We start from the raw sequence: 23,549 nt of genomic DNA on the forward strand, positions 1-23,549 counted from the left end.
AAGTTCGTCGGTGTCGTGAACGGCGAGAACACTGCCGTGAACATGTGGGTGTATGACGGTGGCCAGGTCGCGACCCGCAGCAATTTGACCGTGGGCGGGACGACGGTGGGTGGCGGGGCGAATGCCACGTATGCGACTGACGGGAACGTCTATGGACCGGTTTGGGGCGGATGGTTGAGCACATATCTGTCCAACACGTACGTGTCGCGCAGCGTGCCCCGCATGTCGGACCGATTGATCGTCTCGCGTGACGGATGGCAGGCAGACATCCAGCTTCAGAACCTGTATTCGCAGAACTCGAATGTGTACCTGCGGGCGCGCATCGGCGGCGGCCTGGACATCATCAACAGCGCTTACAACGCGGTTCCGTGGCAGGTGTCGGATGCTGGCGAGACGTGGCAAGACAGCACCGCTCACGTGGGTGGTGCGTCTTATCAGGCCGACGGCAACATATGGGGATCAGCCTGGGGAAACGACTATGCGTCGAACGTGGTCGCGAGAAAGGCGACTGCCGGCGCTCGCGTGCAGTGGGATTCGGGTATCTCTGAATTCGACTACGTGGGGTCAGTGAGCAGCAACATTCACGGTCAAATCGATTTGCCCGCGCCGTGGGTTGTGACGGGTCTGCGAGTCGCAGCGAGCACCAGTTCAATCACGGCGATCTGGCAGCGCGGCGTTGTGCTGCGCAACCAATAAGGAGCGAAGAAATATGGACCTCAGACAAATCGACTTCCGCAATTACACGCACGATCACATGGTTCTTAGTCTGAAACGCATGTACCCGGAGCTTGTCGCCGGCAGAGACTACCGCACGCGACATCCGCTCGGTGAAGATGGGAAGCAAAGCGGGCCGCCGGTTATCGTGTATTGGACGAGTGAATCGGTGCCGCAACCCGACGATACGGACGTGGAGGCGTTTTTCCGTAGTAACGAGGAATCGATCCGCGCCGAGCACGTTCGGTTCTTCCGGGATGCTGCTTTGAGCGCCACGGACAGCAAGCCGTTCGCGCCTCCTGACGCTCCGGACTCAGTGAAGGCACTCGCTGTCAGATGGATCGCATTTCGTGAAGCGCTGCGGAAGATTCCGGAGCAGGAAGGATTTCCGTTCGAGGTAACTTGTCCGGTTCCTCCCGACGAGGAACCGGGCAGCGAGTAAAGGCTACGTGGCGGTCGACCGAAGATCGATTGGCATGGGATCAATCTGGTGCAAATCGAAGATCGTCACTTCGTTGTAACCCTTGCGGAGCCACGGAGCGGGACAGAAGAGCCTGAACTGCGGACCAACGTTCCAGTAACGGCCAATGTTCCGACCGTTGACCCATACAACACCCTTGATCCAATGGCGCATGTCGAGGAACGTATCGCCTACTTCGTTGAGCATCATTGATGCCTTGAAGAACAACCCGGGGCGACGTGGATCAGTGCAGATCGGTCGCAGTGCCGCGACATACTCGGGACTCATGGGAAGGCAGTAGGTATGCCATCCACGGAGTTCCGTTCCATCGAGGTGTGCGGCGTCTGTTATCCCTTTTCGATCGATCATGTCGTCACCATAGTTCACGCGCCCCATGGCTTCGACAAGCACGTCGAGCGTAGACGATCCGCTCGCGATAGGCAGCGGGTCCTCATTCGTCACAAGGCGCAGCCCCTCGGCCAAGTAACGTGGCATTTTCGCTCGGCTGACCCCGCCGATATACGATCCGTCGGTGAAGACCGTTGCGTAATCGTGCACGTCGCGGAGTGTCAGTGCGCCACCAATGCCCGGCATGTCGGCCTTGCGATACAAGATGAACCCCGACGCCTGGCGATGGTGCTCCATCGACTTGAGCGGTGCGTCATCGCCCGCGACGATCGGCGACGGCAGGTTGTCCCATACCGACGAATGCAGATACGGACGCAGCGCGTAGTCGCCTGACAGGTCAAGTGCTGGTGGAACGGCCGGCACATCGGGAAGCGGTGTATCGAGGCGTGCCTGAATTATGGTTCTGTATTTCGAGAAACTGTCGGTGGCTCGCCCTTGCTCGTCGATCGGCGCGTTGTAGTCGTAGCTGGTGATGTCCGGTTGATACTCACCGGTTTTTGAGTCGAGGTTTGCGCCGGCCGAATAGCCGAAGTTCGTGCCTCCGTGGATCACGTAGATGCTGAACGAGATGCCATAGCGCATGAAGTCCGTAAGCTCGCGAGAGATGTCGGACTTTGCGCCTTGGAATTCGCGGTCACCCCAATGCGTAAAGAAGCCGGGGTAGAGTTCGCCGCCCATAACAGTCGACCCGGGGAACGTTTCGCAGATTTTTGCGACGTCGTGTGCCTTCGGCCCACTGAGTGCGATGGCACAGCCTTCGAGCGCTGTCCGGCTTTCCTGGAGCTGCTTAACCCCATCGTCGGTAAAGAACGGGCCGGGTATCCCGCCCTGCACCCACGCCGCGCGGATTTCTTCGAGGTACGCGACGTCGTTGCCGTACGTTGCATACTCGTTTTCGATCTGAAGCATGAGGATCGGGCCGCCGTTTTCCGACATCAACGGTTTGATGCGCGGCACCAACTCAGCGATGTATCGCTTCGCCGCGTCCATGTATCGGCGATCGCGGTGAGAACTGACGCGCAACTGGATGTCGTCGTGCGCAAGCAGATACGCAGGCAAGCCGCCCAGGTCCCATTCGCCGCAGATATACGGCCCTGGACGCAGCAGTACCCACATGCCTTCGTCCTGGCATAGGCGAATGAACGCCTCGACGTCTCGCTCGTCGGTATCGAACTCGAACGTGCCTTCGCTCGTTTCGTGAAAATTCCACATGACGTAGACGGCGATGGTGTTCATCCCCATAGCCTTCGCCATTTGAATCCGGTGACGCCAGTAGTCGCGCGGTATGCGCGGCGGATGCATTTCACCGCTCCGAATCTGATACGGCTTGCCGTCAAGCAAGAACGTGATGCCGTCTTCCCCGAACGTAAGGGTGTGCTTGCTGCCATCGTTTGGCGTCGGGCCAGCGGCAATTGATCGCGGTTGAAACCGCTTGGCAGCAAGATCACGGCTGCACGCGCCGAGCAGCGGCGTCAACGCCGCTGCGAAGATAAATTGTCGCCTTTTCACTTCGTTTTATCGAAATTGATGGTCCCCGAACGGCGCAAAGCGCGCCGCCTGTCCCAGTTGGTATGGAAAGTTTGCCGACTTACGGACGGCTTGCAGGAAATTCGTCTGAAGTATAGACGAATCGGGGACGGGACCGTTTCGCCGAGTGCCTAGACTGACGGGTACGATCCGCGTGAACAGTGACGGGGACGCAGAGATAGGCCGGCGTGCAAGGGGCGCGCGACGCCATGGGAACGTGACAAAAAAGCCGCAAAGCGCCTACAGGACGCGAGTGTCAAAGCCAGCGCGAAACAGTGTCAATTCGGCCGCGACGTTACAGTCGGGCACGACGATCCCGCGGGCAACCTCACGTGCCGCGCTGCGCGCGCCGCCAGCGCCCCGGCGTCGTGCCAAGCACGGCGCGAAACGCCTTGCCGAATGCCGCCTCCGACTGATAACCGACCGCCTGCCCGATTTCCGCCTGGCCGCGCTGCGTATCCTGAAGCAGCGCGCATGCATGCATCATCCGGATCCGCGCGACGAATGCGCCGACGCTCATCCCCGCCTTCGCTCGGAAATGCCGCGCATAGGTCGCACGCGACATCGCGGATGCCGCGCCGAGCGACTCGACCGTCCACGATTGCGCCGGCGCCTGCAGCACGGCCTGGACCGACGGGCCGAGCCGCGCGTCGGCGGCCAACGCGAGCCAGCCGGCCGGCACGCGCGCATCGCGGCCGTACGCGCGCAACGCGTAGGCGAGCAGCGCCTGTCCGAGCGCATTCACGATTGCACGCGCACCCGGCTGCGCGTTCGATGCCTCCGCGCGCAGCACGCTCGTCAGCAGTTGCAGCGACGCAGGCCCCGACGCCTCGCGCAACCCGACATGCAGCACGCGCGGCAGCGTGCGCATCAACAAATCACCGGCACCGCGCGCGTAGATGAAGCGCCCGCAGAGCAGGTCGACACCTGCATCGGCCGGGGCCGCGGGATCGCGATTCGACTTGACCGGCAGCACTGCACCGCCGGCCGTGCCTGGTTCGCGCAGCGACGCGGCCGACCGCACACCGCCGCCCTCGACATCGGACAAGTCGTGCGCGTCTCCCGCCGGCAACAGCACGAAATCGCCGTCGGACAGCCGCAGCGTACGCCCGTCGGCCGTGCGCAGCTGGCACGTACCGGACAGCAGCAGGTGAAACGCCGCCTCGCCGGGCGGCAACGGATCGTGCGGCATCGCGAACGGGCCGTCGAGCAAGCAGCGCACGTCGAGTTCGACATGACTGCGACCCAGCGACAACAATTGACTCAACGCGTCCATGAGACGTTTGCGCTAAAAATTGACACTCTAGCGTATCGAAACCCTCAGCATAGGCGATCAGAATAAGTGCTGCATCGCCCGAGATCGCGGCATCCGCCGCCCGATCCACTTCTTCTCGAAAGGACGCATCATGCTGAACTGGAACGAATACCGGAAGGAACTCACGACGCGCATCGGCGAAATCGCGAAGCTCTCGCCCGACACGCTGGCCGGCTACAAGGCGCTGTCCGGCGCCGGCGCCAAGACGGGCCATCTCGACGCGAAGACGCGTGAACTGATCGCGCTCGCGGTGGCCGTCACGACGCGCTGCGACGGCTGTATCGCCGTACACACGGCGGAAGCCGCGAAGCATGGCGCGACCAAAGAGGAAGTGGCCGAAGCGCTCGGCGTCGCGATCGCGCTGAATGCGGGCGCGGCGCTCGTCTACTCCGCCCGCGTGATGGACGCGCTCGGCGACTGACGCGTGCACGAAGGATGCGGCACCCGCCGCATCCTTCATCGACGTTCATCGACGATCGCCCGGCGCAGTCCGCCAACCGGCGAGCGCGCGGCAGCCGCGTATAGCGGCGCCGCGAAGTCGGCTACCATGCGCGAGAGGATTCATCGCGAAGGAGCGCTCCATGTGCCGCTGGCTCGCCTATACGGGTAATCCGATCCATCTCGAGACCGTACTGTTTCGCGCGAAGCATTCGCTGATCGACCAGAGCCTGCATTCGGAACTGGGCGCCACGACCACCAACGGCGACGGATTCGGCATCGGCTGGTACGGCCGCCCCGATGAACTGCCGTTCCGCTACCGCTCCGTGCATCCCGCATGGAACGACCGCAACCTGCGCGAAGCCGCGCGCGCGATCCGCTCGCGGATGTTCATCGCGCACATCCGTGCGGCAACCGACACGCCCGTCCAGGAAACCAACTGTCACCCGTTCCGCCATGGCCGCTGGCTGTTCGCGCACAACGGGCTGATCCGCGATTTCCACAAGCTGCGCCGCGACCTGACGATGAAGGTCGACCCGGCGCTGTTCGCTACGCTCGAAGGGTCGACCGACTCCGAGGTGATGTTCCGTCTCGCGTTGACCTACGGCCTCGAGCAGATGCCGCTGCCGGCGCTCGAACGCATGGTCGGCGTGATCGAGGACACCGCCGCGCGCTACCGCGTCGCCGAGCCGCTCAACATGACGATCTGCGCGACGGACGGCGACCGGATCATCGCGGTGCGCTACTCGAGCGAACGGCAATCGCGCTCGCTGTTTCACAGCACGTCATTCAAGCATCTGCACGAACTTTACCCACACAATCCGCGCATCGTCGAAGCGGGCGACGATGCGTTCATGGTCGTGTCGGAACCGCTCGTCGACCTGCGCGGCGCATGGGAGGAAGTGCCCGAAAGCACGGCGATCGTCGCGCATGGGGCGGATGTGCAGCAGCGGCCGTTCAATCCGCGGCACAAGTAGGTTGAAGCGGCGTCTAAATTCCCCGCCGCAGCGGGCGAAACGAGTCAGAAACGAGTCCGAATCGAACCGTATTTAACGAGTAATACGACAGGAACGTCAATGGCCGCGGCGCCCCACCATGACAGTAAAGTAAAAATATTGCGACTCCAAATCCCGATATAAAACGACCGATTCGCACGGATCGAATCGCGCATGATATAGTTGCCATCGATTTTTAGTATCCAAAAGACCATCACTGCATTCGGTGCCGACTTCTGCGTGCACTCGTCTTGCCGCTGTTTTCCGCAAATGTTTGCGTGTGATAGACGTCTGATGAATCCGCGCAAGCACACGGGAAACCGAGATATACCGCCCGCGACCGTCACCATCCGAGTCCCGCGGTATAGAGAATTAATAGTCTTTCAAAGCAGACTGTCCGGTTGATACATGCGTCGCCTCGAAGGAATACCCTAGAATATGCGTGCAACCCAGCCCCAGATCTGTCCCGGCCGCATGATTTCTTGGCAACTCCTCGTCCAGCGTCAATCGAGGGCTACGCGCACGAACGAGAGCAAGGCAGGATTCACTGCCATTAACATAAAAAAGAGGCTACATGATATTGGTTACAGGTGGCGCCGGCTTTATCGGAGCCAATTTTGTGCTGGATTGGCTGCGTCAATCTGACGAATCGGTTCTGAACGTCGACAAATTGACCTATGCGGGCAATCTCGGAACATTAAAGGCGCTGCACGGAAACCCGAAGCACGTGTTCGCGCAGGCCGATATTTGCGACCGAGCGGCGCTCGATGCATTGTTCGCCGAATACAAGCCTCGCGCAGTCCTGCATTTCGCTGCGGAAAGCCATGTCGATCGCTCGATTCACGGGCCGGCGGATTTTGTTCAGACCAATGTCGTCGGAACATTTACGCTGCTCGAAGCAGCACGCCAATACTGGAATATGCTGCCAGAGACGGACAAGGCCGCATTTCGCTTTCTGCACGTTTCCACGGACGAAGTATTCGGTTCGCTGTCGCATGCCGATCCGCAATTCTCCGAAACGACTCCGTACGCACCGAACAGCCCCTATTCGGCGACCAAGGCCGGTTCCGACCATCTCGTGCGCGCGTATCAGCATACTTACGGCCTGCCCACACTGACCACGAACTGCTCGAACAACTACGGCCCGTACCAGTTCCCCGAGAAACTCATTCCGCTGATGATCGCCAACGCGCTCGCCGGCAAGCCGTTGCCCGTGTACGGCGACGGCCAGAATGTTCGGGACTGGCTGTATGTGGGCGACCACTGCAGTGCGATCCGCGAGGTACTCGCGCGCGGCCAGACCGGCGACACGTACAACGTCGGCGGCTGGAACGAGAAAACGAATCTCGAGGTCGTGCACACGCTGTGCGACCTGCTGGACGAACTGCGACCGAAATCGGCGGGTTCGTATCGCGACCAGATCACTTACGTGACCGACCGGCCGGGCCACGATCGCCGCTATGCGATCGACGCACGCAAGCTCGAGCGCGAACTCGGCTGGAAGCCCGCCGAAACGTTCGAAACCGGTCTCGCGAAAACGGTGCGCTGGTATCTGGACCATCAGGAATGGGTCGACGAAGTCGCTTCGGGCGACTACCGGAAGTGGGTCGCAACGAACTACGCGCACCGCGCGTAAGAGGAACGGACATGGCGCGCAAGGGCATCATTCTCGCCGGCGGTTCCGGCACACGGCTCTATCCGATCACGCATGCGGTCTCGAAGCAACTGCTTCCGGTCTACGACAAGCCGATGATCTATTACCCGCTCTCGACGCTGATGGTCGCGGGCATTCGCGACGTCCTGATCATCTCGACACCGCAGGACACCCCACGCTTCGAAGCCATGCTCGGCGACGGCGGCCAGTGGGGGATGAACATCCGGTATGCGGTGCAGCCGTCGCCCGACGGCCTTGCACAGGCCTTCATCATCGGTCGCGAATTCGTGGGCAACGATCCGTCGGCGCTCATCCTTGGCGACAACATCTTCTATGGTCATGACCTCGCCAAACAGCTCGAGCACGCAGACGCGCAAGACGCGGGCGCGACGGTGTTCGCCTATCACGTGCATGATCCGGAACGTTACGGCGTCGTGGAATTCGATCAGGACTTCCGTGCCGTATCGATCGAAGAGAAGCCGGCCAAGCCGCGTTCGAACTACGCCGTGACCGGTCTCTACTTCTACGACAACCGCGTGTGCGACATCGCCGCCGACATCGAGCCGTCGCCGCGCGGCGAGCTCGAAATCACCGACGTCAATTCCCGCTATCTCGCGGACGGTGCGTTGAACGTCGAGATCATGGGCCGCGGTTATGCATGGCTCGACACCGGTACCCACGATTCGCTGATCGAGGCCGCGAGCTTCATCGCGACGTTGCAGAAGCGGCAAGGCCTGGTCGTCGCCTGCCCCGAGGAGATCGCGTACCGCCGGCACTGGATCGATGCCGAGCAGGTACAGAAGCTCGCGCAGCCGCTGTCGAAAAACGGCTACGGCAAATATTTGCTGAACATTCTTACGGATCAGGTTGCATGGCCATCACGGTAACTGCTACGGCGCTCCCCGAAGTCAAGATCGTCGAGCCGAAGGTATTCGGCGACGCGCGCGGCTATTTCTACGAGAGCTTCAACGCGCGGGAATTCGCTGCGCTCGTCGAGGCTGACGTCGAGTTCGTCCAGGACAACCACTCCCGTTCCGTAAAAGGCGTGCTGCGCGGGCTCCACTACCAGATCGAGCACGCGCAAGGCAAACTCGTGCGCGTGGTCGAGGGCGAGGTGTTCGACGTCGCGGTCGACATTCGGCGCAGTTCGCCGAATTTCGGCAAATGGGCCGGCGTGACACTGTCGGCCGACAACCATCGCCAGCTCTGGGTGCCCCCCGGCTTCGCGCACGGCTTCGTGGTGCTGTCGGAGACGGCGCAATTCCTCTACAAGACCACCGACTACTGGTTCCCGGAGCACGAGCGCAGCTTGCTATGGAACGACCCGGAGATCGGCATCGATTGGCCGCTCGACGGCGAGCCGGTGCTCGCGGCCAAGGATGCGGCTGGCAAGCGGCTCGCCGAAGCCGAGCACTACGAGTGAGCGGCGCCGTGCGACAGAAAAAATCGCCCGAGCAACGGACCATCCTGCTCACCGGCATCAATGGCCAGGTGGGATTCGAACTGGCGCGCAGCCTGCAGGGTCTCGGCAAGGTGGTCGCGCTCGATCGTGGGGAGCTCGACTTGTCGCGCCTTGATCAGGTGCGCGACGTCGTGCGCAACGTCGGGCCGGACATCATCGTCAACCCGGCCGCCTATACGGCCGTGGATCAGGCGCAGAACGACATCGCGTTGGCCACGCGCCTGAATGCGGAGGCACCGGCCGCGCTCGCAGACGAAGCGAAGCGCATCGGCGCGGCGCTGATTCATTACTCGACGGACTACGTGTTTGCCGGGACGAAGAACGGCCCGTACATCGAGGACGATCCGGTCGATCCGCAAAACGTGTACGGCGCGACCAAGCTCGCGGGCGAGCAGGCGATCGCGGCATCGGGATGCGCGCACCTGATTTTCCGTACGAGTTGGGTGTACGGCACGCGCGGCAAGAACTTTCTGTTGACCATGCTGCGCCTCGGCGCCGAGCGTGACGAACTGAAGATCGTCGCGGACCAGATCGGTGCGCCAACCTGGTCGAAGACGATCGCCGCGCTGAGCGCGAACGTCGCCGCGCAAGCTATCGGTGCCGCCATGAACGAACGGGACGGACAGCACGAATGGTGGAACACGCATTCGGGCGTCTATCACCTGTGTGCGGCCGGCTCAACTTCATGGCATGGATTCGCCGAGGCGATCTTCCGTCTTTCGAATCTGTCGAAAAAGCCGTCGCTGTCGCCCATTCCGGCCAGCGCTTATCCGACGCCCGCGTCGCGCCCGGCCAATTCCCGCATGTCGAATGCAAAACTGGCGGAGCACTTCGGCTTGTGCGCGCCGCACTGGGAAGCCGCGCTCGAGCTGTGCATGAAAGAGATGTGATGCGCGCCGTCACCCGCGACGCATGAGCCGCATGCGTACCGAATCGAGCTCGGCCGGCAACTTTCGCGAGCGCTGACGCGACCGCGTCAGCGCGACGAAGCCGAGCCGCTCGTACAGCGCGCGGGCGCGCGCGTTGCGGGTCAGCACGTCGAGCACGATGTCACGGCTGTCGTCGTCCGGCAACGCACCGCTCTCGAGCGCGTCGCGCAGCAGTGCGGTGAAGATGCCCGCGCCGCGCCGCCGCTCGTCCGTCGCGCAATGCGCAATCAGGATCTGCGCGCGCTTGGGCGCCGGAATCTCCGTTTCGAGCACCAGCCCGCGCAGCAGCTGGCCAATCGTGCGGCGCACGCCGAAAAAGCGCGTCAGGGCCCACACGACGTGAACGTCGTCGAACATCGTCCGACGCCCGTCATGGATGGCCATCACGGCATGCACGGTGCCGTCGGCGCCGACCGCGACCCGATGCCTGCGCCACGAGAACCGACCGTGACGCGACCGGAACGCCTGTTGCAGGAACGCAATGCAGCGCGCGTCGCTCTCACCGAGGAAGAAACCGAATTCGCCGACGCCGGATGCAAACACGAGCGGCGCGCATGCCGCCGCATCGTCCGCGCATGCGGCGCGAAACGGCGTCGACGCACCGGCTTGCGGCACGTCGAAGGACGGCGCGAGCGCCGCGGCGGACATCATGCCGCCCGCCCCGCCAGGCGGGCCAGCACATCGACCGTCCGGCTGATCTGCCCGGGCTCGTGCGTCGAGCAGATGAAGAACCGCAGGCGCGCGGCCTTCTCCTCGACGGCCGGATAGAAGATCGGCTGCACGTTGATCCCTTCGTCGAACATCGCGTTGGCCCACTGCGCGGCTTTCAGCGAACTTCCGGTGATGACCGGCACGACCGCATACCCCGCGCTCGTGCCGGTGTTCAGCCCCGCCGCGCGTGCCTCGGTCAGGAACTGCCGCCCGCGCGCCTGCAGTTGCGCAACCCGCTCCGGTTCGGCCTGCAGGCGTTCGAGCGCGGCCAGCGACGCTTCGGCCAGCGTCGGCGCGAGTCCGACGCTATAGAGAAAGCCCGGCGCGAGATGGCGCAGCATGTCCACGAGCGGCTGACAGCCGGCGATGAAGCCGCCGCAACCGGCCAGCGTCTTGCTCATCGTGCCCATCCACATGTCGACCTGGTCGGGCGCGACCGCGCAATGTTCTCGGATGCCCTTGCCCGTCGCGCCGAGCACGCCGAGCGAGTGCGCTTCGTCGACCAGCAGGAACGCGCCGTGGCGCGTCTTCACGTCGACGAAACGCTGAAGGTCCGGGAAATCGCCATCCATGCTGTACAGCCCCTCGATCGCGATCAGCACGTGCCGGTATTCGCGACGCACGCGCGACAGCAGTTCGTCGAGCGCCTGCCAGTCGTTGTGCGCGAAGCTCAGCCGTTTCGCACCGCTCAGCTGCGCACCCTGCACGATGCTGTTGTGCGCGAGCGCGTCGTGGACGATCAGGTCGCCGGGGCCGAACAGCGCGCCGATCACGGTCACGTTGGTCGCGTGGCCGCTCACGAACGCGACGCAATCGTCGGTCTCGTAGAACGCGGCCAGCGCCCGCTCGAGGTCGCGCTGCACCGGACGCTCGCCCGCGACCATCCGGCTCGCGGACGCCGACGTGCCATAGCGGTCGATCGCGGCCTTTGCACGCTCGGATACGGTCGAATCGCCGGCGAGACCGAGGTAGTTGTAGTTCGCGAAGTTCACGTATTCGCGACCGCCGATCTGCGTGGTCGCGCCGGCAACGCCATCGTGCACGCGGAAGAACGGTGAGTCGACGCGCAGCTTCTCGCCCATCTCGCGCATGATCCTGACCTGCTGATATTGCGGCATCGATTCGAAACGACTGCGCGCCGACGCGGCCTGCGCCGCCGGCGTACCGGGCACGCCGGGCGCCGCGGCGGCTTCCGTCGCGCGCTCGAGTTGCCGTTTCAGGGCTTTCGCCGCCAGTTGCTGGCGAAGGTGTTCTCCGAGTGCCATGTCTTGGGTTCCGGGCAGTCCGTCCGTTACGTCATTGCGTCCGCGTTACGCGGATACGTCGACCCATTCGTACGCGTCGGGCGTACCGAGCAACGCGCTGAGGAGTCGGTAATTCATTTCGTGGGTGGGGCGATGCGCGGTGACGCGCCCAAGCAGCGGCGAGCCCGAGAGCGCCAGATCGCCGACGAGATCGAGCACGCGGTGACGCACGAATTCGTCGGGCGCGCGCAGTCCGCCGATCACGTGATTGCCGATGATCGACGCCGTGCACGACGGCCTCGCGCCGCGCAGGATCGGCGTGCCCGTCAGGTAGCCGACGGCGATCGCCGGCACGGCCCACTTGATCCGCCCGTACGAACGCGACGACGAAATCTCGCTGGCGAACGTCCCCGGCGTGAGCTCGCCGTCCCACTGCATGTCGCCGAACCCCTTGAGATCGTCGCGCACGCTGAATTCGTATCGCTCGGCGGGCTCGACGCGCAATTCGCGCCGTGACGCGCCCTCGCCGTCGGCCACGCTTACCGCCTTCAGCACCCGGAGAAAGCGCTTCGAACGCCGCAGTTCGGCACGGCCGCCGGCCGCGATCGCGTCGATCCACGGCCGCGCGCTGCCGTCGAGAATCGGCACTTCTTCCGCATCGAGTTCGACGATCGCGTGATCGATCTCGCAGGTCAGCAGCGATGCAAGCAGGTGCTCGACCGTACGCACGCCCATGCCGTCGTCGGCACGCAGCATCGTGCAGAGCGGCTGCGCGCGACGCACCGCCGGGCCGGCGGCAAGCATCCCCAGTTGATGATCGCCGCGCATGCGGCGAAACACGATCCCGTGCCGTTCGTCCGACGGCGTCGCGGGCAGGATCCGCACCTGGACCCGGCGCCCGGTGTGCAGACCATGTCCGGTCATCGTCACCGGCCGGGCGACCGTGCCTTCGCTCGCCTGCCACCCCTGCGGTGCTTTCACCCGGCATGCACCGGCGTCGACTTGCATGTTGCTGCCCCCTGGTTTTTTTCGTGATCCTGATGACGTGCGAGCGTCGCCCGCGCCTCATCGCCCAATGCATGCCGCGCGACCAGCGCTTGCGCCAGCTCGTCCGATGCCGCGGCCTTTCCGTCGCCGTGCCGATCGTCGAGCAACTCGACGATGCGCTCGGCCAGCGTGTGCACCGTCGCGCCTTCCGCGATCGCCATGATCGACAGCTTGACGCCGAAGGCCTCCTCGACGGCCATGCCGAGCTCCATGCCCATCAGCGAATCCATCCCGAGATCGAGGACCGACCGGCCGGCATCGACGCGCTCCGGCGACATGTGCAGAATCCGCGCGATCTGGCCGCGCAGCGCCGTCTCGACGAGCGCGACCGCCTCGGCAGGCGGCAGCGCACGCAACTGTTCCAGCAACACGCGATCCTCGCTCGACGTCTCGGCCGCTCCCCCCGTCTGCAACGCCGTGTAACGGCGAGCGTGCGCGGCCGGCATGCCGCGCGAGATGGCGCCCCAATCGAGGCGCACGACGGCTTCGCCGGCAGTCCCTTGGGCAAGCGCGCGCTCGAGCGCGGCCATCGCTTCGTCCGACGTGATCGACGCACCGCCGATCCGCGACTGCAACGCCTCGCGCGTGCCGGCGTTGCGCGCGAGGAAGCCGACGTCCTCGATCGGCCCCCACGCCATGAACAGGCCCGGCTGGCCGGCCGCGCGACGATGCGCGACCAGCGCTTCGAGAAAGCCGTTGGCGGCGACGTACGCACCCTGCCCCGGGTTGCCGAGACAGGTCGTCGCCGACGAATACACGACGAAGAAATCGAGCGTGCAACGCTGCGTCGCGCGATGCAGGTTCCATGCGCCCGCCACCTTCGGTTCGAGCACCGCTGCGAAGCGTGCGTCGTCGACGTTGCGCAGCAGCCCGTCGTCGATCTGCATCGCCGAATGCAGCACGCCCTTGAGCGGCGTTCCGCGACGCTCGATCTCGTCGACGAGGCCGTCGAGCGTCGTGGCGTCGGTCACGTCGCATCGCGCGACCGACACGTCGGCGCCGAGCGTGTCTCGCCAGCGGTCGGCTTCGGCCTGCATTGCCGCGCCCAGCGCGCCGCCGCGACTCGCGAGCGTCAGGTGCCGCGCGCCGCGCTCGATCATCCGGCGCGCGGTCGCGAAGCCCAGCCCGCCGGTGCCACCGACGATCAGGTATGCCGCCCGCGGGTCGAGCCGCAGCGTCGGCACCGCGACGCCACGCGTCGGCGCCGGCGTGCCCGACGGATAGGTGACCAGCACCTTGCCGATCTGGCGCGCCTGCTGCATGTAGCGGAATGCTTCCTCCGCACGTGCGGCCGGGAACGCGCGGTATGGCAACGGATGCAGCACGCCGGTGGAGAACAGGCTCATCACTTCCTCGAACAGTCGCGTCGTCAGCGACGGCAGCACGCCCATCAGCTGATCCGCGTCGATGCCGAAATAGCTGATGTTGTTGCGGAACGGCCGCAGGCCGATCTGGCTGTTCTCGTAGAAGTCGCGCTTGCCGAGTTCGAGGAAGCGGCCGAACGGACGCAGCGTATCGATGCTTCGCACCATCGCTTCGCCCGCGAGCGAATTGAGCACGACGTCGACGCCTTCGCCGTGCGTGCGCGCACGGATCTCGTCGGCGAACGCGAGGCTGCGCGAATCGAACACGCGGTCGACGCCGAGCAGGCGAATGAACTCGCGCTTCTCGTCGCTGCCCGCAGTGGCGAAGACTTCCGCGCCGAGATGCCGCGCGATCTGGATCGCCGCGATGCCGACCCCGCCCGCGCCGCCGTGCACGAGCACGCGCTCCCCGCGTCGCAGTCGCGCCAGTTCGCACAACGCGTAGTACGCGGTGAAGAACGTCGTCGGAACCGTGGCGGCCTCCTCGTACGACATCGTGTCGGGCTTGCGTGCGATCGCGGTCGCGCGCGTGACCACGCGCGTCGCGAACGATGCCGGCGCGAAACCCAGCACCGCGTCGCCCGGTGCAAACCCTTCGACGTCCGCGCCGACCCGCGCGACGCGTCCCGACATTTCCATGCCGATCGTCGCGCCCGCGAAGCCCGTCTCGACGGCTTCGTCGGACAGCAGCCCCATCGCGTACATCACGTCGCGGAAATTGAGCCCCGTCGCCATCGGCTCGATCTCGACCTCGCCGGCGGCGAGATCGCGTGCCGGCATCGCGAACCATGCGAGGTTGCGCAACGAACCCGGCATGTCGAATGCGAGCCGCGCCCCCGTCCGGTCCGATGCGCTCGACGGCGCATCGTCGCGCTCGGCCGCCTGCGCGGCCGGCAGCATGCGCGGCACGTAGCGGCCCTGCGGCGCAAGCAGCACTTCTTCCTCGCCATCGTCGCCGAGCAGCGCCATCGCAAGCTGCGACGCCGGTTGTTCGACGGCGCGATCGACGTCGATCAACCGGAGCGGCAGCGTGGGATACTCGTTTGCGATCACGCGGCCGAGGCCCCACAACGTTCCATGCTCGGGGTGTGACGACGCGCCTGCGGCGAACGGCGCGCCGCCACGCGTCACGACACACAGTCGCCCGCGCTCCGTCGCGCCGGCGGCATCGAGATCGCGCACGATCGATGCCAGCGCGAGCGCGCCACCGTGCTGCGCGCGCATCATGGCCGCACCGTCGGCGGTGTCGAGCGATGCAAGCGGCGCCACGAACACGACATGCGCCGGCTGCCCGGCCGGCTGACGCGCCGACCATGCCGCGGCGTCACGCACCGCTGCCGACTCGACGCGGCAGCCCAGCCGCTCGAGTTCGCCCGCCAGGGCGATGCCGAACGCATCGTCATCGTCCTGCACGATCAGCCAGTGCGCGCCGTCACGCTGCACCATGCGCGCTCGATCCTCGTCCCGCGATGCGCCGGCCGCCTGCTCGCGGGCAGCCGGCTTGCGCGCGACGACGAACGTCGGCATGCCCTCGAGATCGAGGCCTTGTTCGGTATCGCGCACCACGTCGACCAGTCCGGCGCGTTCGCACATCGACTCGATCGCGCCCGGCGCCAGCGTGCCGTACGCGCAGGCAGCGCCCGCGCCACCCGCCGTGCCGAACACGATGTCGGAGAAGCGGCTGCGGCGCGCATCGGCGATGACGACGAGCCCGCCCGGCGCGAGCCGTTCGGCGATCGCCGTCAGCGCGGCGAGCGGATCCGGATGATCGCCCAGCATCCGGTTGACGATCACCACGTCGAACGGCGTGGTATCGCGGCATTGCGAGAACAGCGGCGCGTCGGTCGCGAACGCCAGCGTCCGTACGTGCGCATGCGCCTCCGCATCGAACCCGGCGAGCTGCTGCGCCGTACCCGCCAGCAGGTATTCGCAGCGACCGGCCGGCACGTCCACGTCGAGCGGCTGCAACACGTCGCCGCTCGCGGCGCCGAACTCCAGGACACGCAAGCGGCGTGCGTCCGGCCACGCCGCGACGGCCTGCGTCACGCAGGCGGCGAGCAGCGCGCGCGCATGCGCCCAGGTCGGCGATGCATCGAAGAACTGCTCGACCAGACTGCGCCCGGTCGACGACAGCAGCGCGCCCTCGGGCGACGTGTCGCGCAGCACGCGCGGCAGCGCCGCGCCGACGTGCGCCAGCAGCGTCAACTCGGCGACATGGGCCGGCGATGCCGCCAGCACGTCGCGCCACAGCGCGTCACGCGCGGGCATCGCCGCGCAGGCTTCGTCGTCGCGAACCAGGCGATCGCCTTCGAAGCGCGCCAGCCCGTCCTCGACGACGATTTCCGCCAGTCGCGCGACCTGTTGCGGATGCGTGTTCGTCAGCAGCGCCGGCTGGGCGAACACGCCGAGCGCATCCAGCGCGTCGAGCGCATGCAGACCGGCAAGCACGTCGAGCAGCGGCAACGTTTCGGTCAGATGCTGCGTGCGGCGCGCGAGGTCCTCACGCGCCATGACATGCGCGTTCGCACGCTCGACGAGCACGCCCGGCGGCGGCAACGCGTCGGCCGTGTAACCGGCGGGCAGCGGCCGCGCTTCGAGCACGTAGGCAAAGCGCGCGGGCGCGCCTTGACGGCGCCCGGCGAGATCGACGCGACGGAAGCGGCACGCGGAAAGGCGCGCGACGATCTTGCCGTTTGCATCGATGAATTCGAACGACGCGACGATCGAATGCGGGCTGCGGCGATGAATGCGCGCCAGCACGCGACGAATCGCTTCGCCGCTCAGGAAATCGACACGGCCGATCTGCACGGGGACAAACGCCGAATGCGCATCGTCCGGCGTGGCACCGGCCTGCGCCAGCACCGCGAACAGCGGATGGAAGCCGCTGTCCATCAGCGCCGGATGCAACAGATAGTCCGATCGCGCATGCTCATCGGCAAGAACCGACGGCACATCGAGCTCGGCAAGCGCGTCGTCGCCCGACACGCGCAGCGACCGCACCCACCGGAACGCGGGCCCGTAGCTGAGGCCGATCGCCGTCGTGCCCGCATACAGCGCGTCGCCGGAAAGCGCCGGACGCGACTGCAGACGGGTGACGACGGACGCATCCGGCATGCTGCACGCACCGAGCGTATTGCCGCTTTCGAGCAGGCGCCCCGTCACGTTCAGGTTCCACGGGCCGTCCGACATCCGGTCGCGTGTCTCGATCGTAAACGACGCGGTGCGCACGTCGATCGCGAACCGGAACAACTTCGCGTGCTGCGGCTGGAACACGACCGGCATGCGGATCTCGACGTTCTCGATGGCCGCATCCGGTGTGCCGAAGAACCTGCGCGCCGCCGCGAGCGCCATTTCGACATAACCGGCGCCCGGGAACGCGACGCCGCCGTCGACCACGTGATCGGCGAGCATCGGCACGCGCTGCGGATCGAGCTGGTTCTCCCACGCGAACGCATGCTCGTGCAGGCGATAGCCGAGCAGCGGATGATCGACGCGACGATTCACGAGCCCGTAGCCCTCGACGCTCGGCACGAGCCAGTAACGCTCGCGCTGCCACGGATAAGTCGGCAGCGCGGCGTGCGGGACATCGGGAACGAGGCGGTCGAGATCGACGCGCGCCCCCTGCGCGACCGCCGACAGGATCGCATGAGCGAGCATGTCCGCGCTGTCGTGCTGACGCTTGAGCGTCGGCACGACGACACCCGGCGCGACACGTGCGGCAAGCGTCTGCTTCACGTAAGTGCGCAGGATCGAATGCGGGGCGATCTCGACGAACACGCGCACGCGGTCGTCGGCCAGGCGCGCAATCGCGTCGCCGAAACGGACCGGCTCGCGAATGTTGCGCCACCAGTAACCCGCGTCGAGCGCGGTACCCGGCAACGTGTCGCCGGTCACCGTCGACACGAATCGCGTGTGCGTATCGCGCGGCGCGAGATCGGCCAGCCCGTCGCGTACGACCGGCTCGATCGCATCCATGCGGCTGCTGTGGAACGCGTAATCGAGGCCGAGCATCTGATAGAAATGGCCGGCGTCCGCGAGCGCCGCGCCGATTGTTTCGAGCGCGGCTTGCGAACCTGCGAGCGTCACCGAGTCGGGACTGTTGGTGCCCGCGATTTCAATGGCCGCGGCGAGATCGAGACGCGCGATCCAGTCGCGCGCCGCAGCTTCGCCGATGCCGGCCGCCGCCATCCTGCCCGCGCCGCGCGTCAGGCCCTGGGCACCGCTGCGAATCCGGATCACGCGCACGGCCTCGGCGAGCGTGAGCGCGCCCGACACCCAGGCCGCCGCGATCTCGCCGACACTGTGGCCGACCGCCGCATCGAAGCGGATGCCGCGCGCGGTCAGCACACGCGTGATGCCGACCTGCATCGCGAACAGCAGCGGCTGCGCGTTCTCGGTCGCGGCGAGCCATTCAGCGTCGACACCTTCGCACATGACGTCGACGAGCGACGCGTTGCCGTCCGCGCGCCACAGCGCATCGACTTCGTCGAGCGCCGCGCGAAACACCGCATCCTCGGCATAGAGCCGCTTGCCCATCCCGGCCCATTGACAGCCGTTGCCCGCGTAGACGAACGCGACGGGCGCGTCGCCTTCGATGGCCTGCCCCTGCACGGCGCATGCCGGCAGCCCTTGCTCCGACGGCTCCGCAAGCGCGGCGAGCGCCGCCTGGCCTTCAGCCTGATCCGCCGGCGCGACGACCGCGCGATGCTCGAGCCACTGGCGACGCCGTGCGGCGGCGGCCGCGAGCGCGGCCCAGTCGGCACCCGACTGCAGGCGCGCGAGATGGCGTGCGGCGACGGCTGCCAGCGCGGCCGGCGACCGTGCGGTGAGGACGAGCGGCGGCAACGGAGCATCGACCCTTGCCGCCGAATGCGCGACTGGCGCCGGCGCCGCCGCTTCGGTGACGACGACGTGCGCATTCGTGCCGCCAAAGCCGAACGAATTGATGCCGATGGTCAGCGGTGCATCGCCGCGCGCGAGCGGCGTGAACCGATCGACCACGCGCAAGCGGCCGCCTTCGAAATCGATGCCGGGGTTGGGCGTGTCGAAATGCAGCGAACGCGGCACCGCGCGGTGCTTCAGGCACAGCACGGCCTTCAGCAGACCGGCCATGCCCGATGCCGTTTCGAGGTGTCCGATATTGGTCTTGACCGAACCGATCAGCAGCGGATCGGATTCCGGCCGGCCGCCCGACACCGCGTCGATCAACGCGCGCGCCTCGATCGGATCGCCGACCGCGGTGCCCGTGCCGTGCGCCTCGAGATACGCGAGCGTGCGCGGATCGATGCCCGCGCGCCGATACACGGCGCGCAGCAGGTCCGCCTGCGTCGCGGCTGCCGGCACGTTGATGCCGCCGTGCGAATGACCATCCGAATTCACGCCCGATCCGGCGATGACCGCGTGGATCGTATCGCCGTCGGCCACCGCCTGGTCGAGCGGCTTGAGCAGCACGAACGCCCCGCCTTCGGCGCGCACGTAGCCGTCGCCGGTCGCATCGAATGCGCGGCAGCGGCCGCGCGGCGACAGCATCGACGCCTTCGAAAAACTGACGAATCCGAACGGATGCAGCAGCAGGTTGACCCCGCCGGCAAGCGCCATCGCCGTCTCGCCGGACTGCAACGCGCGGACTGCCTGATGCAGCGCGACGAGCGAGGACGAGCAAGCGGTGTCGACCGACATGCTCGGGCCGCGCAGGTCGAACAGGTAGGACACGCGGTTCGACGCAATGCTGAGCGTGTTGCCGGTTGCCGAATACGGATCGATCGTGTTCATGTCGTCCATATTGCGGTTGCCGTAATCCATGCCCGCCACGCCGACGAACACGCCGCAGTCGCGTCCGCGCATCGCGGCCGGACGCACGCCGGCGTCTTCGAACGCCTCCCACGCGAGTTCGAGCAGCAGCCGCTGCTGCGGATCCATTTGTGCTGCCTCGCGCGGCGAGATGCCGAAGAATTCGGCGTCGAAGCCCGCGACGTCGTCGACGACGCCCGCCGCGAACGTGTAGCTCTTTCCCGGCTCCCGTTTCGACGGGTGCCGATAGAACGCCGTGCCGAACCGGTCCGGCGGAATGGCGGTCACGGCATCGCGCTCGTCACGCAGCAGTTGCCAGAAGTCGTCGGGTCCCTCAACCCCACCGGGAAAGCGGCAAGCCATCCCAACGATTGCAATTTTCTTTTCCATCATCACGCCGGCGTCCGAAGCATCCCGGTCGGCGAAGCGGCGCGAGTGCAATCGACGTGCACCATCGCGCGCTGTATCGCGGCACCGAGACTCTCGACGCGAAGGTTTCGGTGCTCGCCGAAATCGTTCGCGAAGTTGCGCCAAATAAAGTAATCGCTATTGGTCGGTTCGGTTTCGAGCGCGTCGAACACCGAAGTCAGCGCGGGAACGTGATCGCCGTAAAAGCACAGCACGGTCGGACGCTCCCGCTTGCGGAGATAATCAGTCAGCTTGCCGATCATGCCGTCGGCATTCTCGACGTGTCGAAGATAGGCGGTCAGGTCGCGCCAGCGCGCGTCGTCGCCGAGCGTATGCCGCGATTCGGATTCGCCCGGCCCGACCGGTTCCAGATGCAGCGGGCCGTGGTTCTCCATCGTGATCGCAAACGCGAACACCGGCCCGTCGCCGTGCTCCTGGAGGGCCGCGATGATGGCATCGGCCACCGGGCCGTCTCCGATATAAGGCCCGACTCGCGCGGCACCGCCGAAATCCCGAATATCCAGAAAACGGTCGAAATGCATGAACCGGAATGCCCGGTTGCGCCCGAAGAAATCGGCGTGATACGGATGAATCGCGAGCGTGCGATATCCGCCTCGCTTGAACCAGCCGGCCAGCGACGCACATGCGCGGCGCACATACATGTATGGGTAGAAGCGCGAATAGCCGAGCGCCGCCGACGGCAATCCCGTCAGCATCGCGAATTCGCTGCGCATCGTATTGGCGCCCCAGGCGGGAACGTCCAGGCTGCCCTGCGTGAATGCCTCGCGGCGGGCGCGATCGAAATTCGCGTACGGCTCCGCCGACACGCATGCGCCGAGGCGACGCGCGTCGAAATAGGATTCGCTCTGGATGACGATCACGTCCGGCGTGCCGTGCGGACGGCCGCCGGCGAACGGCCCGGCGTCGACCGCGCGAAAGAACGCGTTGCGCTCCGCACGCCGCAGCCCGTTGACGAGGTAAGCGACGAATGCCGCGAAGAAACCCGTCCGACGCTGGTCCGCCATCGGGTCGAGCGTCAGCGGTATGCGACGCGACAGCGCGACACAAAACGGCGCGCAAGCGACCGCGATCACTGCGGCGGCGCCACGCGCCAGCATGCCGGCCGGTTGTTCGAGCAAAAACCCGACCGTCGCGACCGCCACGGCGGCAACGATGCCGAACACCTTGCCCGCACTCAGAAACGGCAGATAAAGACGCGGATGGGCGAAAACCTGGCTGAACAGGCTCAGGTCCGTAAAGACGAAGGGTTCACGCAGGGATTCGTATTTTGCGTTGCTGATGACGGCCAGCAACGCGATCAGCACGAGGGCGACGGATGCCGAGAAAAGCGGCCGTGCCGTCACGGCGAAAGTCGCGCCCGCCACGATCGCGAACGCGCAGACATGCAGAGCGATCGCCGTCGGCGAACGGACGAACGACGCGCGCGGATACGCGATGGCCTCTACGAGAAACGAGAGTGCGGCTGCCGCAGCCGCGAACGCGAATCCGGGCAGCACGTCACGCCTTCCCGCGCGGGAGATAGGACAGACGACCGAGAATGGCATCCGCCAGCGTGGCCGGCAGCAGGCGCAGCAACTTGATGCCGAAGGCAAGACTGAACGGAAAGGCAATTTCCACGCGGCGTCGCGCGAGGCGCTTCTTGATGTAACCGGCAGCCTTGTCCGCACTCCACATGAACGGCTTGCTGCCCGGGAAGACGTCGCTCATCGCCGTGCGGACAAAGCCCGGCATCACGACCGACAGGCCGATGCCCTCGCGTGCGAGGATCGGGCGCACGGAATCGCAGTAAGCGACCAGCGCCGCCTTGCTCGCGCAGTAGGCGGGCGAGATGGCCATACCCCGCAACGCGGCGAGCGAACTGACGACCGCGATCTGTCCGCACCGGCGCATGCGCATCCGGTCGATGGCCGGCAGCACCGCATGCAACGCGCCGTACAGGTTGGTATCGACGACATCGGCGGTGCGCGCCATGTGCTCCCAGTCGTCCGCGGACTGCAGCGTGCTGGCCACGCCTGCATTCGCAATCATCAATTCGATTGGATAGCGCGTATCGAAATCGATCATCCAGTCCTGGACGGTGGCCGAGTCGCGCACGTCCATGCAGCCGATCACGACGCGGGCGCCGCGCGCACGGCACTCCGCGGCGACGGATTCCAGCCGCGCCGAATTTCTGCCGATCAACCCCAGCGTGGTATCGGGCGCGGCATAACTCAATGCCAGCGCACGTCCAAGCCCGGCACTGCTGCCGGTTATCACGATTGCTCGTGGCCCGCTTGCGCTCACCTGCCCTCCCCGGTTGCGAATATTGCTGCTTTCCATCGTTTTAAACAGACTTTGTTTTTCAGCGGTGTCTGGTTATCGATCTTCAAGCGCGAAGCGCTGCCTGATATTTCGATCAAGCAGCAGACAACATTATCGATTTATTGCGTTCGATTATTTCGTATGATTTGACTACGTCCGCGACACATCACGCATTGGCACGGAACATCGGTGTAGCGATGTGCGACCGCCCGAATCAGGGTTGCGAAAAAATGTGCGGGCCATGCAGCGAAACGACACCGCATGGAAATTTGCGCGACGCGAAAGGTTGTTGGCCACAAGCTTACAACGCGCCGACGCGATCATACATCAATATTAATATTCGAGTAATACCTTGCATGTTACGACCGCTTACGCCGCACATGCTCTCGCCGATCGGAACCATGCAAAACACGAAACTCGCATTGCTTGCAATCGTCAGGCACCGGTCGCACGCCGATCCGCGAAGTGCAAACATCGGAAAAAACTGCCGAATCATTTCACTTGACCGTCCGGTAGCGGTCCATTCGCACGACGTTTTAGTCGCGTCGAATGCCGATGATCGCGTCACCGTTCGGCCGGCTGCATGCGGCAATCCTGCAAGCCGTTGTTAAAGTTGCCTGGCCATTTATCAGACATGAATCTCCGACTTGGCGGGTTCGATGAGAGACTGTCTGGTGGCATTCTGCCCCGTCCAATTGGGACGTACAGAATTCCTCGAATCTTCTTTGCAAATCTTGATGATCCTTCGACTCGCTTGATTC

15 protein-coding genes and 1 pseudogene are annotated in these 23,549 nt (G+C 65.3%); 8 read left to right on the forward strand and 8 right to left on the reverse strand.

Annotation, left to right across the window (positions count from 1 at the left end):
• Positions 1 to 696, forward strand: a pseudogene (locus WS46_RS35880) (hypothetical protein); the annotation flags it as partial.
• 13 nt (positions 697 to 709) lie between these two features.
• The gene (locus WS46_RS00595) at positions 710 to 1,156 is read left to right on the forward strand and encodes a phage tail assembly chaperone (RefSeq protein WP_059596295.1); all 447 of its coding nucleotides are present in this window, start codon (positions 710 to 712) and stop codon (positions 1,154 to 1,156) included.
• A gap of 3 nt (positions 1,157 to 1,159) precedes the next feature.
• On the opposite strand, the gene WS46_RS00600 is transcribed toward WS46_RS00595, so the two are convergent.
• Together WS46_RS00600 and WS46_RS00605 are read right to left on the reverse strand one after the other, a co-directional pair.
• Positions 1,160 to 3,091 (reverse strand): beta-galactosidase, encoded by a 1,932-nt coding sequence (locus tag WS46_RS00600; protein ID WP_156443054.1) that lies wholly within the window; start codon positions 3,089 to 3,091, stop codon positions 1,160 to 1,162.
• A gap of 346 nt (positions 3,092 to 3,437) precedes the next feature.
• Complete coding sequence (locus WS46_RS00605) at positions 3,438 to 4,385, reverse strand: AraC family transcriptional regulator (protein ID WP_059689013.1); 948 nt, start codon at positions 4,383 to 4,385, stop codon at positions 3,438 to 3,440.
• A 130-nt stretch (positions 4,386 to 4,515) separates the two neighbouring features.
• Here WS46_RS00605 and WS46_RS00610 point away from each other — a divergent pair, with 130 nt between their 5' ends.
• The 6 genes from WS46_RS00610 (at position 4,516) to rfbD (ending at position 9,863) form a co-directional block, all read left to right on the forward strand.
• Complete coding sequence (locus WS46_RS00610; RefSeq protein WP_059474721.1) at positions 4,516 to 4,845, forward strand: carboxymuconolactone decarboxylase family protein; 330 nt, start codon at positions 4,516 to 4,518, stop codon at positions 4,843 to 4,845.
• Between the two features lie 160 nt (positions 4,846 to 5,005).
• Positions 5,006 to 5,839, forward strand: coding sequence for a class II glutamine amidotransferase (locus WS46_RS00615; protein WP_059689014.1), 834 nt, complete (start codon positions 5,006 to 5,008; stop codon positions 5,837 to 5,839).
• Between the two features lie 592 nt (positions 5,840 to 6,431).
• Positions 6,432 to 7,493 (forward strand): dTDP-glucose 4,6-dehydratase, encoded by a 1,062-nt coding sequence (gene rfbB / locus WS46_RS00620; RefSeq protein WP_059689015.1) that lies wholly within the window; start codon positions 6,432 to 6,434, stop codon positions 7,491 to 7,493.
• A gap of 11 nt (positions 7,494 to 7,504) precedes the next feature.
• Positions 7,505 to 8,398, forward strand: coding sequence for a glucose-1-phosphate thymidylyltransferase RfbA (rfbA, locus tag WS46_RS00625; protein ID WP_059689016.1), 894 nt, complete (start codon positions 7,505 to 7,507; stop codon positions 8,396 to 8,398).
• Positions 8,383 to 8,934, forward strand: a complete 552-nt coding sequence (gene rfbC, locus WS46_RS00630) for a dTDP-4-dehydrorhamnose 3,5-epimerase (protein WP_059689017.1) — start codon at positions 8,383 to 8,385, stop codon at positions 8,932 to 8,934. The genes rfbA and rfbC overlap by 16 nt, the downstream gene beginning before the upstream one ends.
• Positions 8,935 to 8,942: 8 nt before the next feature.
• Positions 8,943 to 9,863, forward strand: a complete 921-nt coding sequence (rfbD, locus tag WS46_RS00635; RefSeq protein WP_059689128.1) for a dTDP-4-dehydrorhamnose reductase — start codon at positions 8,943 to 8,945, stop codon at positions 9,861 to 9,863.
• Positions 9,864 to 9,872: 9 nt separating this feature from the next.
• Here the strand turns inward: rfbD and WS46_RS00640 are convergent, their stop codons facing one another.
• From WS46_RS00640 to WS46_RS00665, 6 genes are read right to left on the reverse strand one after another with little or no spacing between them, the layout of a single operon-like run.
• The gene (locus tag WS46_RS00640; protein ID WP_373558349.1) at positions 9,873 to 10,550 is read right to left on the reverse strand and encodes a GNAT family N-acetyltransferase; all 678 of its coding nucleotides are present in this window, start codon (positions 10,548 to 10,550) and stop codon (positions 9,873 to 9,875) included.
• Complete coding sequence (locus WS46_RS00645) at positions 10,550 to 11,878, reverse strand: aminotransferase class I/II-fold pyridoxal phosphate-dependent enzyme (RefSeq protein ID WP_059689019.1); 1,329 nt, start codon at positions 11,876 to 11,878, stop codon at positions 10,550 to 10,552. The genes WS46_RS00640 and WS46_RS00645 overlap by 1 nt, the downstream gene beginning before the upstream one ends.
• A gap of 45 nt (positions 11,879 to 11,923) precedes the next feature.
• Positions 11,924 to 12,838 (reverse strand): UDP-3-O-acyl N-acetylglycosamine deacetylase, encoded by a 915-nt coding sequence (locus WS46_RS00650; protein WP_156437189.1) that lies wholly within the window; start codon positions 12,836 to 12,838, stop codon positions 11,924 to 11,926.
• The gene (locus WS46_RS00655; protein WP_156443055.1) at positions 12,835 to 20,448 is read right to left on the reverse strand and encodes a type I polyketide synthase; all 7,614 of its coding nucleotides are present in this window, start codon (positions 20,446 to 20,448) and stop codon (positions 12,835 to 12,837) included. The genes WS46_RS00650 and WS46_RS00655 overlap by 4 nt, the downstream gene beginning before the upstream one ends.
• Before the next feature lie 2 nt (positions 20,449 to 20,450).
• Positions 20,451 to 21,983, reverse strand: a complete 1,533-nt coding sequence (locus WS46_RS00660; RefSeq protein ID WP_257129894.1) for an LTA synthase family protein — start codon at positions 21,981 to 21,983, stop codon at positions 20,451 to 20,453.
• Position 21,984: 1 nt separating this feature from the next.
• A complete protein-coding gene (locus WS46_RS00665; RefSeq protein ID WP_373558348.1) occupies positions 21,985 to 22,806 on the reverse strand; it encodes an SDR family NAD(P)-dependent oxidoreductase in 822 nt (273 codons plus the stop codon).
• Positions 22,807 to 23,549: the final 743 nt, after the last annotated feature.

Origin of the sequence: Burkholderia sp. RF4-BP95 (assembly GCF_001521985.1) — a bacterium.
Classification (GTDB): Bacteria; Pseudomonadota; Gammaproteobacteria; order Burkholderiales; family Burkholderiaceae; genus Burkholderia; species Burkholderia diffusa.

Excerpts from the sequence above, each read along its gene's own strand:
- WS46_RS00665 (WP_373558348.1), bottom strand. The coding sequence starts at position 22,806 with ATGGAAAGCAGCAATATTCGCAACCGGGGAGGGCAGGTGAGCGCAAGC.
- WS46_RS00640 (WP_373558349.1), bottom strand. The coding sequence starts at position 10,550 with ATGTCCGCCGCGGCGCTCGCGCCGTCCTTCGACGTGCCGCAAGCCGGT.
- rfbB (WP_059689015.1), top strand. The coding sequence starts at position 6,432 with ATGATATTGGTTACAGGTGGCGCCGGCTTTATCGGAGCCAATTTTGTG.
- WS46_RS00615 (WP_059689014.1), top strand. The coding sequence starts at position 5,006 with ATGTGCCGCTGGCTCGCCTATACGGGTAATCCGATCCATCTCGAGACC.
- WS46_RS00595 (WP_059596295.1), top strand. The coding sequence starts at position 710 with ATGGACCTCAGACAAATCGACTTCCGCAATTACACGCACGATCACATG.
- WS46_RS00610 (WP_059474721.1), top strand. The coding sequence starts at position 4,516 with ATGCTGAACTGGAACGAATACCGGAAGGAACTCACGACGCGCATCGGC.
- WS46_RS00655 (WP_156443055.1), bottom strand. The coding sequence starts at position 20,448 with ATGGAAAAGAAAATTGCAATCGTTGGGATGGCTTGCCGCTTTCCCGGT.
- rfbC (WP_059689017.1), top strand. The coding sequence starts at position 8,383 with ATGGCCATCACGGTAACTGCTACGGCGCTCCCCGAAGTCAAGATCGTC.
- WS46_RS00645 (WP_059689019.1), bottom strand. The coding sequence starts at position 11,878 with ATGGCACTCGGAGAACACCTTCGCCAGCAACTGGCGGCGAAAGCCCTG.
- rfbA (WP_059689016.1), top strand. The coding sequence starts at position 7,505 with ATGGCGCGCAAGGGCATCATTCTCGCCGGCGGTTCCGGCACACGGCTC.
- WS46_RS00605 (WP_059689013.1), bottom strand. The coding sequence starts at position 4,385 with ATGGACGCGTTGAGTCAATTGTTGTCGCTGGGTCGCAGTCATGTCGAA.